13 protein-coding genes are annotated in these 14,369 nt (G+C 59.5%); 3 read left to right on the top strand and 10 right to left on the bottom strand.

Annotated features, from left to right (window positions below; translation table 11 throughout):
• The first annotated feature begins 87 nt into the window (after positions 1-87).
• Positions 88-594 (top strand): thiol peroxidase, encoded by a 507-nt coding sequence (tpx, locus tag FNY10_RS06065; protein WP_100683879.1) that lies wholly within the window; start codon positions 88-90, stop codon positions 592-594.
• A 75-nt stretch (positions 595-669) separates the two neighbouring features.
• Here the strand turns inward: tpx and FNY10_RS06060 are convergent, their stop codons facing one another.
• The 8 genes from FNY10_RS06060 to pspA form a co-directional block, all read right to left on the bottom strand.
• The gene (locus tag FNY10_RS06060; RefSeq protein ID WP_160703630.1) at positions 670-1,725 is read right to left on the bottom strand and encodes an AbrB family transcriptional regulator; all 1,056 of its coding nucleotides are present in this window, start codon (positions 1,723-1,725) and stop codon (positions 670-672) included.
• 109 nt (positions 1,726-1,834) lie between these two features.
• On the bottom strand, positions 1,835-3,376 hold the full coding sequence (tyrR, locus tag FNY10_RS06055; RefSeq protein WP_160703632.1) for a transcriptional regulator TyrR: 1,542 nt from the start codon (positions 3,374-3,376) through the stop codon (positions 1,835-1,837).
• A gap of 196 nt (positions 3,377-3,572) precedes the next feature.
• Positions 3,573-4,634 (bottom strand): YcjF family protein, encoded by a 1,062-nt coding sequence (locus FNY10_RS06050; protein WP_141964796.1) that lies wholly within the window; start codon positions 4,632-4,634, stop codon positions 3,573-3,575.
• Positions 4,631-6,028, bottom strand: a complete 1,398-nt coding sequence (locus FNY10_RS06045) for a YcjX family protein (RefSeq protein WP_141964797.1) — start codon at positions 6,026-6,028, stop codon at positions 4,631-4,633. The genes FNY10_RS06050 and FNY10_RS06045 overlap by 4 nt, the downstream gene beginning before the upstream one ends.
• A gap of 194 nt (positions 6,029-6,222) precedes the next feature.
• On the bottom strand, positions 6,223-6,441 hold the full coding sequence (gene pspD, locus FNY10_RS06040; protein WP_160703634.1) for a phage shock protein PspD: 219 nt from the start codon (positions 6,439-6,441) through the stop codon (positions 6,223-6,225).
• A gap of 19 nt (positions 6,442-6,460) precedes the next feature.
• On the bottom strand, positions 6,461-6,820 hold the full coding sequence (pspC, locus tag FNY10_RS06035) for an envelope stress response membrane protein PspC (RefSeq protein WP_100683883.1): 360 nt from the start codon (positions 6,818-6,820) through the stop codon (positions 6,461-6,463).
• Positions 6,820-7,044 carry an envelope stress response membrane protein PspB gene (pspB, locus tag FNY10_RS06030; protein WP_004861160.1) on the bottom strand — a complete coding sequence of 75 codons (225 nt, stop codon included), beginning with the start codon at positions 7,042-7,044 and terminating at the stop codon, positions 6,820-6,822. Before pspB ends, pspC begins: the two co-directional genes overlap by 1 nt.
• 130 nt (positions 7,045-7,174) lie before the next feature.
• Positions 7,175-7,840, bottom strand: a complete 666-nt coding sequence (pspA, locus tag FNY10_RS06025) for a phage shock protein PspA (protein WP_004861156.1) — start codon at positions 7,838-7,840, stop codon at positions 7,175-7,177.
• Positions 7,841-8,001: 161 nt separating this feature from the next.
• On the opposite strand from pspA, the gene pspF reads away from it, so the two are divergent.
• Positions 8,002-9,000, top strand: coding sequence for a phage shock protein operon transcriptional activator (gene pspF / locus FNY10_RS06020; RefSeq protein ID WP_160703636.1), 999 nt, complete (start codon positions 8,002-8,004; stop codon positions 8,998-9,000).
• On the opposite strand, the gene FNY10_RS06015 is transcribed toward pspF, so the two are convergent.
• The gene (locus FNY10_RS06015) at positions 8,991-10,382 is read right to left on the bottom strand and encodes an MFS transporter (RefSeq protein ID WP_160703638.1); all 1,392 of its coding nucleotides are present in this window, start codon (positions 10,380-10,382) and stop codon (positions 8,991-8,993) included. The two genes, pspF and FNY10_RS06015, sit on opposite strands and share 10 nt — an antisense overlap.
• A gap of 26 nt (positions 10,383-10,408) precedes the next feature.
• A complete protein-coding gene (locus FNY10_RS06010) occupies positions 10,409-11,578 on the bottom strand; it encodes a M20 aminoacylase family protein (RefSeq protein WP_160703640.1) in 1,170 nt (389 codons plus the stop codon).
• Between the two features lie 172 nt (positions 11,579-11,750).
• Here FNY10_RS06010 and FNY10_RS06005 point away from each other — a divergent pair, with 172 nt between their 5' ends.
• A complete protein-coding gene (locus FNY10_RS06005; RefSeq protein WP_160703642.1) occupies positions 11,751-14,051 on the top strand; it encodes a helix-turn-helix domain-containing protein in 2,301 nt (766 codons plus the stop codon).
• Positions 14,052-14,369 lie beyond the last annotated feature (318 nt).

Raw genomic sequence — 14,369 nt, 5'->3', positions numbered from 1 at the left:
GGGAAACATTAAATAGGATTTGCCGTGCCGATAACGGATGTCATACACTACCCGTGACGTTAACTATATGTAAACAGGAAGATAAACATGTCACAAACCGTGCATTTCCAGGGCAACCCCGTTGCTGTTCAGGGCTCCATTCCGCAGGCTGGCGCTACCGCGCAGCCGTTTACGCTGGTCGCCAAAGATCTCTCTGACGTCGCGCTGAGCCAGTTCGCCGGCAAACGTAAAGTACTGAATATTTTCCCGAGCATCGATACCGGCGTCTGCGCGGCATCGGTTCGTAAATTCAACCAACTGGCTTCCGAGCTGGATAACACCGTGGTGCTGTGCATCTCTGCCGACCTGCCGTTCGCCCAGTCTCGCTTCTGCGGCGCGGAAGGCCTGAACAATGTCGTCACCCTGTCCACGCTGCGCGCTCCGCAGTTCCTCGCCGATTACGGCGTCGCCATTGCAGCCGGTCCGCTGGCTGGTCTGGCGGCACGTGCGGTGGTCGTTGTTGATGAAAATGACCAGGTTGTTTACAGCCAGCTGGTGAACGAAATCACCGAAGAGCCGGACTACGATGCGGCCCTGGCTTCGCTGAAAGGCTAAACCACAGGCTATCCCGGAGGGCGGCGTCAGCGCCAGCCTCCGGCTACCTCAAGCCTCCGTCCTACGGAGGCTTGTTTATTTCTGTGGCGCATAGCGCGAAATAAAACGCGCAATCATTGGGCCGGTCAGCAAAATGGTAAACAGGCGCAGCGTCTGCATCGCCATAATAAACGACATATCCGCCCGCGTGCCCGCGGCAATAATCGCCACCGTATCCAGCCCGCCGGGGCTTGTCGCCAGATAAGCGGTCATAAAATCGAGCGGCAGCACCTGGGTCACGCCCAGCGCCATCAGCGCGCAAACCACAATCAGGCCGATAATGGCGGCGATAATCTGCGGCAGCGTCTTCAGAGCCAGCAGGAAGATCTCTTGATTAAACTTTAGTCCAACGCTCCAGCCAATGGCGGCATACGCCAGCGCCAGCAGCCATTCGGGCAGATCCAGCATCCACCAGCCCTCTCCCTGCACCACCGCGCCCGCCAGCATCGGGAAGAGCATCGCGCCAGACGGGAAACGCATTCTCAGCCCCAGCCATCCCGCAACCATCGTCAGCAGCAGCGTCCACGGCAGTTGCCACGTCAATGGCGGGAACCAGACTATCTGCTGGGTCATCGCCTGCGCATCGCCGCCCAGGGCAAAACGCACCACCAGCGCCGCCGTGCCCACGACAAACAGCACCCGCAGATACTGCATCAGCGCCACCAGCCGCACGTCGGCGCCGTAATCCTGCGCCATCACCACCATGGCCGACGCCCCGCCAGGCGAACAGCCCCACGCACCGGTCGCCCCGGGTAGCGCGCTATAGCGCACCAGCAGCCACCCCGCCAGCGCGCTGACGGCAAGCGTGGAGAAGAGGATAAGCAGCACCAGCGGCCAGTGCCCGATGAGGACGCTAAAAACAGAGGGGGTCAGCGTGCGGGCAATCATGCAGCCGATAATGGCCTGAGCGGCAATAAAAAATGGCCGCGGAACGCGCATGTTCGCCCCGCGCAGACTCAAGGTTATCCCGGCGATCATCGGCCCCAGCAGCAATGCCGCAGGCAGGTGCAGCCAGAACAGAAGCCCGGAGAGTCCGGCAGAGAGTCCCAGCAGTTTCATCCATTGAAGCAGATGACCCGGCGAAGTTGACATCCGTATTCCTAAAAGATGAAGAAAACTGAGTATATCCAGAAGCGGACGAAAGGCAGAAGCCTCCTTGACATCAGGTGGTCACCGGCCGCCTGAGCCGCCGGTGACCGCGCTACTCTTCGCCTTTTTTCTGGTTCAGACCGTATTCACGCAGCTTGTTGGCGATCGCGGTATGCGATACGCCGAGACGCTTCGCCAGCTTACGGGTACTCGGGAAGCTGCGATAAAGCTGGGTCAGGACCGAGCGTTCAAAGCGACGCGTAATATCATCCAGCGACCCTTCCATCGCCTCTTCGCCAACCGGCAGCGAGGCCACATCGTGATCCGGCAACAGAATATCCTGCGGACGCATCTCATAGCCTTCGAGCTGGGTCAGCGCGCGGTAAACCGCGTTCTTCAACTGGCGAACGTTGCCGGGCCAGCTATAGCGGGTCAACACCGTGCTGAGGTCGGCGGAAAGCTTCGGTCGCGGGATCCCCTGCTCGTCGGCAAACCGGGAAACAAACAGCTCCGTCAGCGGAATGATATCCTGCGGACAGTCGCGCAGCGGCGGCAGGTAGAGGGTGAGCACGTTGAGGCGGTAGTAGAGATCCTCGCGGAATAATCCCTTCTGCACCAGCTCCAGCAGATTTTTCTGCGTCGCGCAGATGACCCGCACATCGACGTGAACCTCGTGATCTTCCCCGACGCGCCGGAAGGTGCCGTCATTGAGAAAACGCAGCAGCTTGGTCTGCATCCGCGGCGACATTTCGCCGATTTCATCCAGCAGGACCGAACCGCCGTTCGCCTGCTCAAAGAACCCTTTTTTACCCTGAATGGCGTCGCCAAACAGCTCGCTTTCCACCGCATCTTCCGGGATGGAACCACAGTTCAGCGCCAGATAGGGTTTGCTTGCCCGCGGGCTGGCGAGATGGCAGGCGTGGGCGAGTAGATCTTTGCCGGTTCCGGTATCGCCGACGATCAGCAGCGGCGCGCTGAGCATCGCCAGCTTACGAGCCTGTTCGACGACATGGCGCATTTTCGGGCCGACGGCGAGGATTTGGCTAAAGGCGCTGGTGTCCTGCGTGGTCATGGTTTGCAGTTGCCGCCCCATCCGGACGGTGGAACGCAGCATTGCCACCGCACCGGTCAGGACCCGTTCGCCGTGTTCGCCTTCAAGGTAGACTGGGGTGATTTCCAGCACGAAGTTCTGGCCGTTAACCACCACATGCTCGCTATGCGACTCCAGCGGGCTGCTCTCCAGCCAGCGCTGGACGTTAAAATCGGTAATTAACTGGGCGACCGGATGACTGCGCAGCCGCTCCTGGCTTTGGGCAAACAGCTGGCAACTGGCGGGGTTCGCCAGCTCAACCTTGCCTTTGGTATCCAGCGACAGCACCGGTTCCGGCATCGCCACCAGCAGCGCGCTGAGCGCCAGGTGTTCGCGTTCCGACGGCATCCACGGCACGGTACGCACGTCGGTCACGCCGGCAATCCGGCGGATTTCCGCCATCAGGCTGCTGAAGCTGGCAAACTCCAGCTCGGCAAAATTAAGATAAATTCGGCCAATGGGATCAATGTCGATGCCGCGCAGATCGATCCCGCGGAGCACCAGCAAATCAAGCAATTCACGAGTCAGACCAAGACGGTCTTCACAAAAGACTTCAAGACGCATGGGAGTATTCACCCTAAAAAGGCCAATGACCGATGAATAATAGGACAGTTATTTGCTGGCGTGAAGATAGCTGTCAACAATTATTGACAGCATGGCGGAAAAACGGCCGTTATGGCGTAAAGATATCCGTTCAAAGCCCCGACGGCTGCGGAAGCGAGCGAAAACCGCCGTTCGGGAGGCGGTTTTCAAAAGGCGATCAGGGCTGTGGACCGCTTTTACTTTTTTGCAGCGTCTCTTTCAACTGACCTATCAGTTCACGGCGGAAATCGCCCAGCCGCGGCTTATCATCAGCAATCCACGGCAGCGGGCGACACAGCTCCATGGCCTTAATCCCCAGACGCGCGGTGAGCAGTCCGGCGCCAATCCCCTGCGCCGCACGCGCCGAGAGTCTGGCCGCCAGGTCCTGCGACATCCAGTCCATACCCACTTCCCGCACCAGCTCGCTGGCACCGGCAAAGGCGATATTCAGCAGCACCAGGCGGAACAGACGCAGACGGCTGTAATACCCCAGCTCAATGCCATACAGCGTGGCGATGCGGTTGATCAGGCGTAAATTACGCCAGGCGATAAAGGCCATATCCACCAGCGCCAGCGGGCTGACGGCGATCATCAGCGTGGACTCCGCCGCCGAACGGCTGATTTCCCGTCGCGCCTGGGCATCGAGCACCGGCTGCACCAGCTGCGCATACAGGCTGACCACTTCCCGATCGTTTTGCGTTTCATGAATCGCCGCATACCAGCGCTGCAGCGCAGGATGCGCCTGATCCAGCCCGGCCTGCTGCGCCAGTTTCTCGCAAAACGCGCGCCCTTTTCCGACCGCATGACTGTGCAGCAAATCCCGCGCCTCATCGCGCTCGTGGGCGCGCTGGCGCAGGCGCCACAGCCGCCGCCATTCGGTGGCGACCGACCCGACGCCAGCACCGACAATCAGCGCTCCCGCTGCGCAGCCGCCCAGCGCAATCCAGTCCTGGGTTTGCCAGGCGCTCAGGGTCCACTGTACGCCCTGCGCCACCACGCTGACGCCAAAAATAGCCAGACCGGCGCTGACCATGCGGCGCCATAAGCTGCGTTTCGGCCGCAGAACCGATTCAACCACCGCTTCTGCCGCCCCCTCGTCCTCCTCCGGGGCATCGACTCGCGCCGGGGCAAACTTCTCCGCCTCTGCACCGTCAAAGGCACGGGCCGATTTCAGCGCCGCCATTTTCTCCGCTTCCAGCGGGCCGTCGAAGTCGATACGCGGTTTTAAAGGTTCGCTCATCGCAATTTATCTCCGATCAAAAATTCAAGCGCGGCATCCAGGCGGATATGCGGCAGCGGCTTATCGACGTCCATCACCTGCGGACGGAAATTCTCAAACTGAAACCCCTGCTGTTGCCAGAACGCCTGACCCGGCAGCCGGGCCGGCACCTCTCCGGGGTAGACGGTCAGCGGCTGACCGTCGCTCAGGCGGTTACCGCGCAGCGCGGGGATCTTCTCGCCGTTCACCTCAATCAACCCGCTCTGCGTCGCCTGAATCGATGCCAGCCCGAGGCAATCCATACTGATGCCTTCGAACGCAGCATTCTGCCAGGCGTCCTGAATCAGCTGCTGCAGCAGGGAAACCATATTGCCGTGCTGATCGACGGTAACGTGATCGGCTTTGGTCGCGGCAAACAGCAGCTTGTCGATCACCGGGGAAAACAGGCGGCGGAACAGGGTTCGCTGACCGTAATGGAAGCTCTGCATCAGCTGAGTCAGCGCCAGACGCATATCGTTAAAGGCCTGCGGACCGCTGTTCAGCGGCTGCAGGCAGTCCACAAGCACGATCTGGCGGTCGAAGCGCAGGAAATGGTCTTTGTAAAAGCCCTTGACCACTTTTTCGCAGTAATATTTAAAGCGCTCGCGCAGCATCCCGGCGTTGCTGTGTTTATCCGCCTGGGCCAGCTTCGCTTCGCCAAACGCATCCACGTCCGGCCAGGGGAAAAACTGCAGGGCCGGCGCCCCGGCCATATCCCCCGGCAGCACAAAGCGCCCCGGCTGAATAAAGTGCAGCCCTTCTCGCTTGCAGGCATGCAGATACTCCGTCCATGCGGCGGCAATCTCCGCCAGACGATTTTCATCGGCCGGCGCCAGCGGGTCCAGCCCGTCGCAGAGCTGACGCCAGCGGGCCGACCACGCCTCACGCTGCCCTTGCAGCAGACCGGTCATCTGTCGCGACCAGCTGAGGTAATCCTGCGCCAGCATCGGTAAATCAAGCAGCCATTCGCCCGGGTAATCGACGATTTCCAGGTACAACGTGGAGGTTTCTTTAAAATGGCGGAGCAGCGATTCGCTGGAGCGGTAGCGCAGAGCCAGACGAATTTCGCTTACCCCGCGGGTTGGCGTCGGCCACACCGGCGGCGAGCCGTACAACTGCGCCAGCCCTTCGTCATAGGTAAAACGTGGAATGCCGAAATCACGTTGCGGAACCCGTTTAACGCCCAGCAGGCGCTCTTCTCTCACCGCGCTGAGCAGCGGCAGACGCGCCCCGGAGTGAATATTCAGCAGTTGATTGACCAGCGCGGTGATAAAGGCGGTTTTGCCGCTGCGGCTTAAGCCCGTGACCGCCAGACGCAAATGGCGGTCAACGCCGCGGTTCACCAGCGCATTGAATTCAGTTTTGAATCGCTTCATTGCCATCCTGTTATGCTCTGAAGGAAAGTGCTTTGATTATAAGCTATTAGGTGAGGATAAGTAGCAAGATTCCCGCCCGTGATGCCGGAGGCTGAGCGCTGATGGCATTCACCTCAGTGGCTGCGCGCAGGCGCGCCTGCGCGAGTTCACCCCGTGGACGCCGCGACGATGCGCTCGGGCATCGCCTCGATAAATTATTTCATTGCGCGGGCAAAACGATTGGCCAGACGGCTGAGCAACGGTTCCAGCGCCACCGCCAGCAGCATTTTTAACGGCCGACGCGCCACCGATTTCACCGCCCAGCCGGCAACGCCCGCCGGACCATAGCGTAACGCGGTCAGCACAACCAGCTTGCCCGCGATTTTCAGGCCGGGTTTCACTTTTTGCCCCGCCTGCTGCCATTTTATGTTCATGCGTGACCTCATCTTTCAGTTAAAGCTGACGAAAACGGCTGCGTAACGTAAAGGTATCCGACGTGACATAGCGTTCCATTTCGCGCAGGCGGCGTTCGCTGGCCGCCAGCTCTTGATCCGCCGCCGCCAGCAGCTCACCGCTGGTCGGCATTTTCTCGCCGTACAACTCACTTTCCGGCATCGGATCGAGAGCGAATGTCAGGATGATGTACGCCACCACCACAAAGAAAAACAGGCCAAAGATCATCGCCAGCACGGTAATCAGCCGTACCAGTTTGACCGGCACATCCAGATACTGCGCGATACCGGCGCAGACGCCTTTTACCATGCCGCGCTGCGGCACCCGCCACAGTTTTTTATTCAGATCCAGTCCACCCATTATTTGTCTCTCCAGTTCGGATGTTCGGCATCAAGAATGTCTTCCAGCGTCTGAATACGTTCGCGCATGCGCTTTGCATCGTCGGTCAACTGCAACAAACGCTGCTGCTCATTCTGCGATAAGCTGCCGCTCGCAGTGCGGTTGTTGTAGTGCAGCCAAAGCCAGACCGGTAAAACGAACAGCACGAACAGCGTCAGGGGTATGGCAATAAAAAGCGTACTCATGTGTACTCCTTACAGTGAGTGAATAGCGGCGCATGACCACGCCGCAACGCGTTATCCTTCAGAAAGTCGGGGCAGCGGGTCGCGACCGCCGGACCCGCCCCGCCGCTCCCGAAGGCGCTGGCGTATGCCATTAGTTGTTTTGGTTCATTTTACTTTTCAACGCCGCCAGCTGCGCGCTGATTTCATCATCCGCCTTCAGGTCGGCAAACTGCTGATCCAGCGTTTTCTGTTTACCAAAACCGTGGCTTTCCGCTTCGGCTTCCATATGATCGATGCGACGTTCAAAGGATTCAAAACGCGCCATCGCTTCATCAATTTTACCGCTATCCAGCTGACGACGCACATCGCGGGAGGAGCTGGCCGCCTGATGACGCAGCGTCAGCGCCTGCTGGCGAGCGCGGGTTTCGCTCAGTTTATTCTCCAGCTCACCAATCTCTTTTTTCATGCGCGTCAGCGTTTCATCCACCATCTGCGCTTCATTTTCCAGACTGCCGATAAGGTCGGTCAGCTTTTGTTTTTCGATAAGCGCGGCGCGCGCCAGATCTTCTTTGTCTTTACGCAGCGCCAGTTCCGCTTTTTCCTGCCACTCGGCCTGCTGGGCAAGCGCTTGTTCGATGCGGCGGCTCAGCTGTTTCTTTTCCGCCAGCGCACGCGCCGAGGTCGAACGCACTTCGACCAGCGTATCCTCCATCTCCTGGATCATCAGACGAACCAGCTTCTGCGGATCTTCCGCTTTCTCCAGCAGGGAGTTGATGTTGGCGTTCACGATGTCGGCAAAACGAGAAAAAATACCCATAACGTTGATCCTCATAGTTCTGATTTCAGGCGGTGGCCTGTGTGATACTTACGTTGGTTAATACAAATCCTGTGCCAACTTTTTATCATGTTGATTTTAAAAGGAGTGGTTGTTATCTGCACAACGGGTTGCTAGAGTAACCTGGTGAATCACACGATTAAATGGCGAATTTCATCATGGCGGAATACAAGGACAATCTGCTCGGAGAAGCGAACAGCTTTCTCGAGGTGCTGGAACAGGTGTCGCGGCTGGCGCCGCTGGACAAGCCGGTGCTGGTCATTGGCGAGCGCGGTACCGGTAAAGAGCTTATCGCCAACCGCCTGCACTTTCTCTCTTCGCGCTGGCAGGGACCGTTCATCTCCCTCAACTGCGCGGCGCTGAATGAAAACCTGCTGGATAGCGAACTGTTTGGTCATGAAGCTGGCGCCTTTACCGGCGCCAGCAAGCGTCATCCGGGGCGCTTTGAGCGCGCCGACGGGGGAACCCTGTTTCTGGATGAACTGGCGACAGCGCCGATGCTGGTCCAGGAAAAGCTGCTGCGGGTGATTGAATATGGCGAACTGGAGCGCGTGGGCGGCAGTCAGCCGCTGCAGGTCAACGTGCGTCTGGTGTGCGCCACCAACGCCGACCTGCCGCAGATGGTTGAGGCCGGCCATTTCCGCGCCGATCTTCTCGACCGCCTCGCCTTCGATGTGGTGCAGCTGCCGCCGCTGCGCGACAGACAGAGCGACATTATGCTGCTGGCAAATCAGTTTGCTATCCAGATGTGTCGTGAGCTGGGGCTACCGCTGTTTCCCGGCTTCAGCGACCGCGCCCGCGAAACGCTGCTCGGCTACCGCTGGCCGGGGAATATACGCGAGCTGAAAAACGTGGTGGAGCGCTCGGTCTATCGCCACGGCACCAGCGACAGCGAACTGGACAACATCATCATTAATCCTTTTCATCAACCTCTGCCGCTGCAGTCGCCTTCCGCAGACGTTGCCGCGAATCCCGCCGGGCCAGCGCTGCCTCTGGATCTGCGAGCCTTCCAGCAGCAACAAGAAAAAAACCTGCTGCAGACCAGTCTGCAGCAGGCGAAGTACAATCAGAAACAGGCGGCGGCGCTGCTCGGGCTAACCTACCACCAGCTGCGGGCGCTGCTCAAAAAACATCAGCTGTGAGACCTGCGCGGCAGCATCAGGGCGCTGACCAGCGTGGCCCCCAGGCACATCGCCGCGTTAAACCACAGCGCATACTGCGCGGCGCTGGCCATACCGAGCGGTAAAAATAGAGCGAAAAGTGACGCTGTCACCGCAATTCCCATCGCGCCGCCCAGCGAGCTGCCCATCTTGTAAATCCCCGAGGCGACGCCCACTTTGTTTTCCGGCGCGTTGACGACCGCCGTGTCGGTAGAGGGTGTCGCATAGCATCCCAGCCCGAGGCCAAACAGCACGTTGCTGAAAAAGACGGTGACGATATACAGCGACTTATCGAGAAAGGTGCAGGAGATAAGCACAATCGCCACGGCGGTTAAAAGCGGCCCGGTCATCATCGGCAGCCTCGCCCCATAGCGCTGCAGCAGCTTTTCTCCCACGCGGATCATCGCCAGAACGGTCACCAGATAACCCAGCGTCATGCCGCCGGTCTCCAGCGGGCTCATATTGTGCCCTTTTTGCAGCCAGATACTGGTGATCATCATCGTGCCAATCGCGCCGTTAAGCAGAAAGTTTGACAGCACGGCAGCGCTGTAGGCCCGGTTGCGAAACAGCGCAAAATCAATCAGCGCAGCGTCCCCTTTGCGCAGGCCGCTGCGGATGAAAACCCCCGCCGCCAGCAGCGAACCGGCAAACATCGTCAGCGACAGGCCGCTGCTCCAGCCCCAGCCGTGCCCCTTACTGATAAACAGATTCAACAGCACCAGCGACGCAATCAGACTCAACAGGCCGCTGATATCCAGCTTTTGCTGCTGCGCGCCGGCGCTACGGCTTTCCGGAGTGCCGCGAAGCAGCAGCAGCGCCGCCAGCGCAACGGCAATGGAAAAGACGAAGATCCAGCGCCAGCCGAGCCCGGTGGCGATGGCGCCGCCGACGAATGAACACAGCCCGCTACCGCCCCACGAACCGATAACCCAGAAACTCACCGCGCGCTGGCGGGCCTTGCCTTCATACCAGGTTTTAATTAATGCCAGGGTGGCGGGCATGATGCAGGCCGCCGACAACCCCTGTAAAACGCGCCCGGCGAGAAACAACCCTGGCCCCTGGGCCAGGATCAGCAGCGCACTGCCGGCAATACTCAATCCGAGGCCAATATGGGTCATGCGCATCCGGCCAAACTTATCCGCCAGCCCGCCGCTGGCGACGACGAAACAGCCGCTGAAGAGCGCGCTGAGGCTGACGGCAAGCGTCAATGTCTCAAGGGAAATATCCAGACTGCTTTTCATTGCCGGCACGACGTTGATGACCGACTGGGCAAACAGCCAGAAGGTCAGCATGCTCAGCACGATGCCCGCCAGCAGGCGATCGGTGCCGACAAACGGTGTGTCGCTCAGAGATACAGAGCTCATAACAGGGTCCTCACGGTGGCGGGTCGTTAGCGCAGATAATGTTCCGTCAGGCCGCACCACAGCGCCGCGCCCTTGAGCAGGATTTCGTCGTTAAAATCATAGCCGGGGTTATGCACCATACAGCGATCCGCTTCATCTCCGGCGCCGATAGTGAAATAACACCCGTGCGGATTATGTTCGAGCATAAAGGCAAAATCTTCGCTGCCCATAAACGCGTTCACCTCCCCGACCTGCGCGTCGCCAAACAGCGACGTCGCCACCTCGCGCACCATCTGGTTGGCGGCGGGGTCGTTTTTCAGCACCGGGCTGCCGTTGACGTGGGTTAAGGTGGCGGTGGCGTTGAAGCTTTCCGCCTGGGCAACGGCAATACCGTGAATGCGCTGCAGGATCGTTTCCCGCACCTGCTCGTTCAGCGTGCGGACTGTCAGTTTCATCAGCACCTTATCGTTGATAATGTTTGGTGCATGTCCCGCCTGAATACTGCCGACGGTCACCACCGCCGGTTCAAATGGCGTGATATTGCGCGAAACGATGGATTGCAGCGCCAGCGTGATGTGACAGGCAACCAGCGTGGCGTCAACGGTATGCTCCGGTACCGCCCCGTGTCCGCCGACTCCTTTAACTTCAATATGCAGGGTGTCGGAGGAGGCCATCATGGCACCGTCGCGCAGGCCAATTTTCCCCAGCGCTTGCCCCGGCATATTGTGCAGGCCAAAGATCAGGTCGCAGGGGAATTTATCGAACAGGCCGTCTTCCACCATGACCCGACCGCCGTACAGCAGCTCCTCCGCGGGCTGGAAAATCAGCTGGAGCGTGCCATTAAACTGCCGGGTGCGCGCCAGATACTCGGCGGCGTAAAGGAGCGTGGTGGTGTGCCCGTCATGACCGCAGCCGTGAAAACGGCCATCGACCTGACTGGCCCAGGCTTTACCGCTCGCTTCCTGCATCGGCAGCGCGTCCATGTCGGCGCGCAGGCCGAGGCGGCGCTGACCGCTGCCGACGGTTAGGGTCCCGACCACGCCGGTTCCCGCCAGACCGCGATGCACTTCATAACCCCATTCGGCCAGCAGGCGAGCGACTTCATCGCTGGTTTGATGTTCTTCGAAGCCGATCTCCGGCTGCTGATGGAACTGGCGACGCAGGGCAATAAACTGCGCTTCATTAACCTGTAAGGCCTCAATAAGTGGATGTGTCATTTTTGTTATTCCTTCATTGGGTTTGCGCGACACTTCCGAGTTTATGCGGTTAAAAAGCCGCCTATGCGCTGTTTTTTGTTTTATATTGACGGATTATTCATGAGTGTTTTTCATACAAATCGGTTATGACAAAAAACGACCTGTTGTTTTTTGTCTTTGAGGGGGCGTGACGGTGGAACACTATTCAGGCGATTTTAGCGTCGCGGTGCGCGATATTCGTCAGTACAGCCAGCAGGATAGCGAGGCATTAACGTTGCTGTGGGTGCTGGAAGGCCACGTCGGGCTGCACGACGGCGATCTCCGCCAGCCTTTGCATGCTGGCGACCTGGCGATAGTGAACCGTCATCAGCGCTGGAGCCTGAGCGCGTCGGCGGCCAATGCGGTGATGCTGCTGACCCTGTCTTGCGGCTGGCTGACGCGCCTTGACGGTGATTTTTTCGCCGTCGACTACCAGATTTCTGACGCGACCCGCGATGCCGATGATAACCTGCGCCATCTGCTACGCCAGCTGTTGGTCATTGAACTGGTGAATCACCAGTCCCGCTACCGCCTGGAGGCCAATCGCTGGCTCAGTGAAATCGCCCTGCTGCTGGCCACGCGCTATACCCGGCCCGTCATCGCCGGGACACAGCGCGGAGCGGAGAAGTGGAGCCGCCGCATCGCCCGGGTGGTGGCGCGGATCGACGCCAACTATCAGCAGAGGCTTTCACTGCACGATGTCGCCGCCGCCGAATTTGTCTCCGAAGCCTGGCTGTCGCGCCTGTTTCGTAAAGAAGTCGGCGTAAGTTTTGTGCAATACATCACCGCTCTGCGTCTCAATAAAGCGGCGGAACAGCTCCTCACCACCCGCAAGCCAGTGCAGCAGATTGCCCAGGAGCAAGGGTTCGCCAGCACCCGCATCATGAGCGATCTGTTTAAACGTCTGCATGAGCAAACCCCGCGTCAGTTTCGCCAGCAGCATCCGCAGGCTGCGCCGGAGTCCGGCCGTTTACGCTCCGTCCCGAGCGATATCTGGCAGCCGGTGGCCGTGGAGCGCCTCTATGCCCGGCTGAATGAGCCGGAGAAAAACGGCTGGGATAATCCTCCGCCGCGGCTAAATCCGCAGCAGACCCGCCAGATTGATCTGCGCCAGTTGCCGCGCCGGGCCACACCATTGCGCCATACCCGCATCGTTATCACCGTCCGCGAGCTGGATGATTTATTGCGTGAGGATGTCCGCCGCGAACTGGAACGGCTGCACACTACTCTGCCGGTCTATGCGATTGATATTAACGACCCGTTTCTCAGCAGCAGACTGTTCGCCACCGGCTGGGATGATCCGCAGATGGCTGGCTATGCCTGCTGGTACCAGCTGCAGCAAATTTTCAGCTGGCTGTCCAGCATGGGCTGGGGGCTGATTTTGCATACCGGGCTGACCACCCGCTGCGATCTGCTCCAGCGTTTTTTACGCCTCGCCGCGAATCATTTCCCCCCGGCGACGCTCGCCAGCTGGCGATTTGTCTGGCACTGGTCAGCGCAGGCCAGCGAAGAGGCGCGCCAACACGCCTGGCAACAGCAACGCGACACGCTGCGGGCGATACTGCCACAGCCGCAGCTGGGGATCTGGCATCGCTTCCCGGAGAGCGCCATTGCTGAAGACCCGCTGCTGCGTTCGCCGCTGTTGAGCGAAGCCAGTTTTCTCGCCTGCCAGGCCGACGCGAACGAACTGCTGGATCTGGCCCAGCTCGATAGCAGCAGGCTGGCCGCCAGCGAAAACTACCCGGTACATAAACTGCGCCAGATCCACAGCGCCCTGCGCCAGCTTTCGCTCCCCGTCTGGCTGCTCTCCTGGAATACGTTGACCGGCAACACCCGCGACACCAACGGCCGTTTCTTTCGCGGCGCGCTGTTGATGGATAACCTGCTGGGGCTGGCGGATCAAGTGTGGCTGGCCGGGTTCTGGCTCAATTCTGGCCTGCAGGGCGAAGCGCGGGCCAACGGCAAGCTGGATACCTCAAGCCTGGCGCTGCACTATCTGCACGGCCTCCCGCGCCCGGTTTACTGGGTGCTGTGGCTGTGGCGGCGACTGCGTGGCGAGGTACTGGTGAATGACAAAAATCTGCTGCTGTTACGCCACGGGGAACATTATCAGCTGCTGTTACGTAATACGGTGGTGTTCAACCCCTGGCTCTCCAGCGAAGAGGCTTTTATCCAACGCTTCAGCCAGCCCTATAGCGTGCAGCTATCGGGACTTGAGGGCCGCTGGCGGGTTAAACAGCATCTTTTCGATCGCCATCACGGGGCGTTATTCCCCCTTTTTGACACATTCCGCAGCCAGAGCGGGCCGGACGAAGAGGATTATCACTGGATAATGCACCGGGCGCGCCCGGCGCTGAGCGTCTCAGAGGAGCGGCCGGAAAACGGCTGGCATGTCGTCGACTCGCTGGAAAGCAACGCCCTGGTTCTCTACGAATTTACCCCGCTCAGTGGCTAATCTCGCCCCCATCGGATCACTGTTTCCCTTACTGTATTCCATCATGGATTTTCACCCGGCTCGCTTCGGTAGCCGGGGTAAACACCATCATGGAGCGCCGAATGGGCAGCCAGGCGGACCGGGCCTGCTGGACAATCGGCGTCGTCTGCACTGGAAAAGTGACACCGTCACAAAACCAGCACTCGCGCGCTCGCTGGCGCGGCCGCACTTTTCTCTCGCCTGTCTCGCCGTGCGGATAAATTTGTCAGACAAAATTGATGCGCCACGCATTTTCTCCGACAGAAGCGGAATAAGGTAGTTTCGCTACTCCATCGAGGA

This window comes from Klebsiella sp. Lac1 (assembly GCF_009825425.1).
Taxonomy (GTDB): Bacteria; Pseudomonadota; Gammaproteobacteria; order Enterobacterales; family Enterobacteriaceae; genus Klebsiella; species Klebsiella electrica.
The sequence above is the reverse complement of the archived record's forward strand: the minus strand, read 5'-3'. Positions and strand labels throughout refer to the sequence as shown.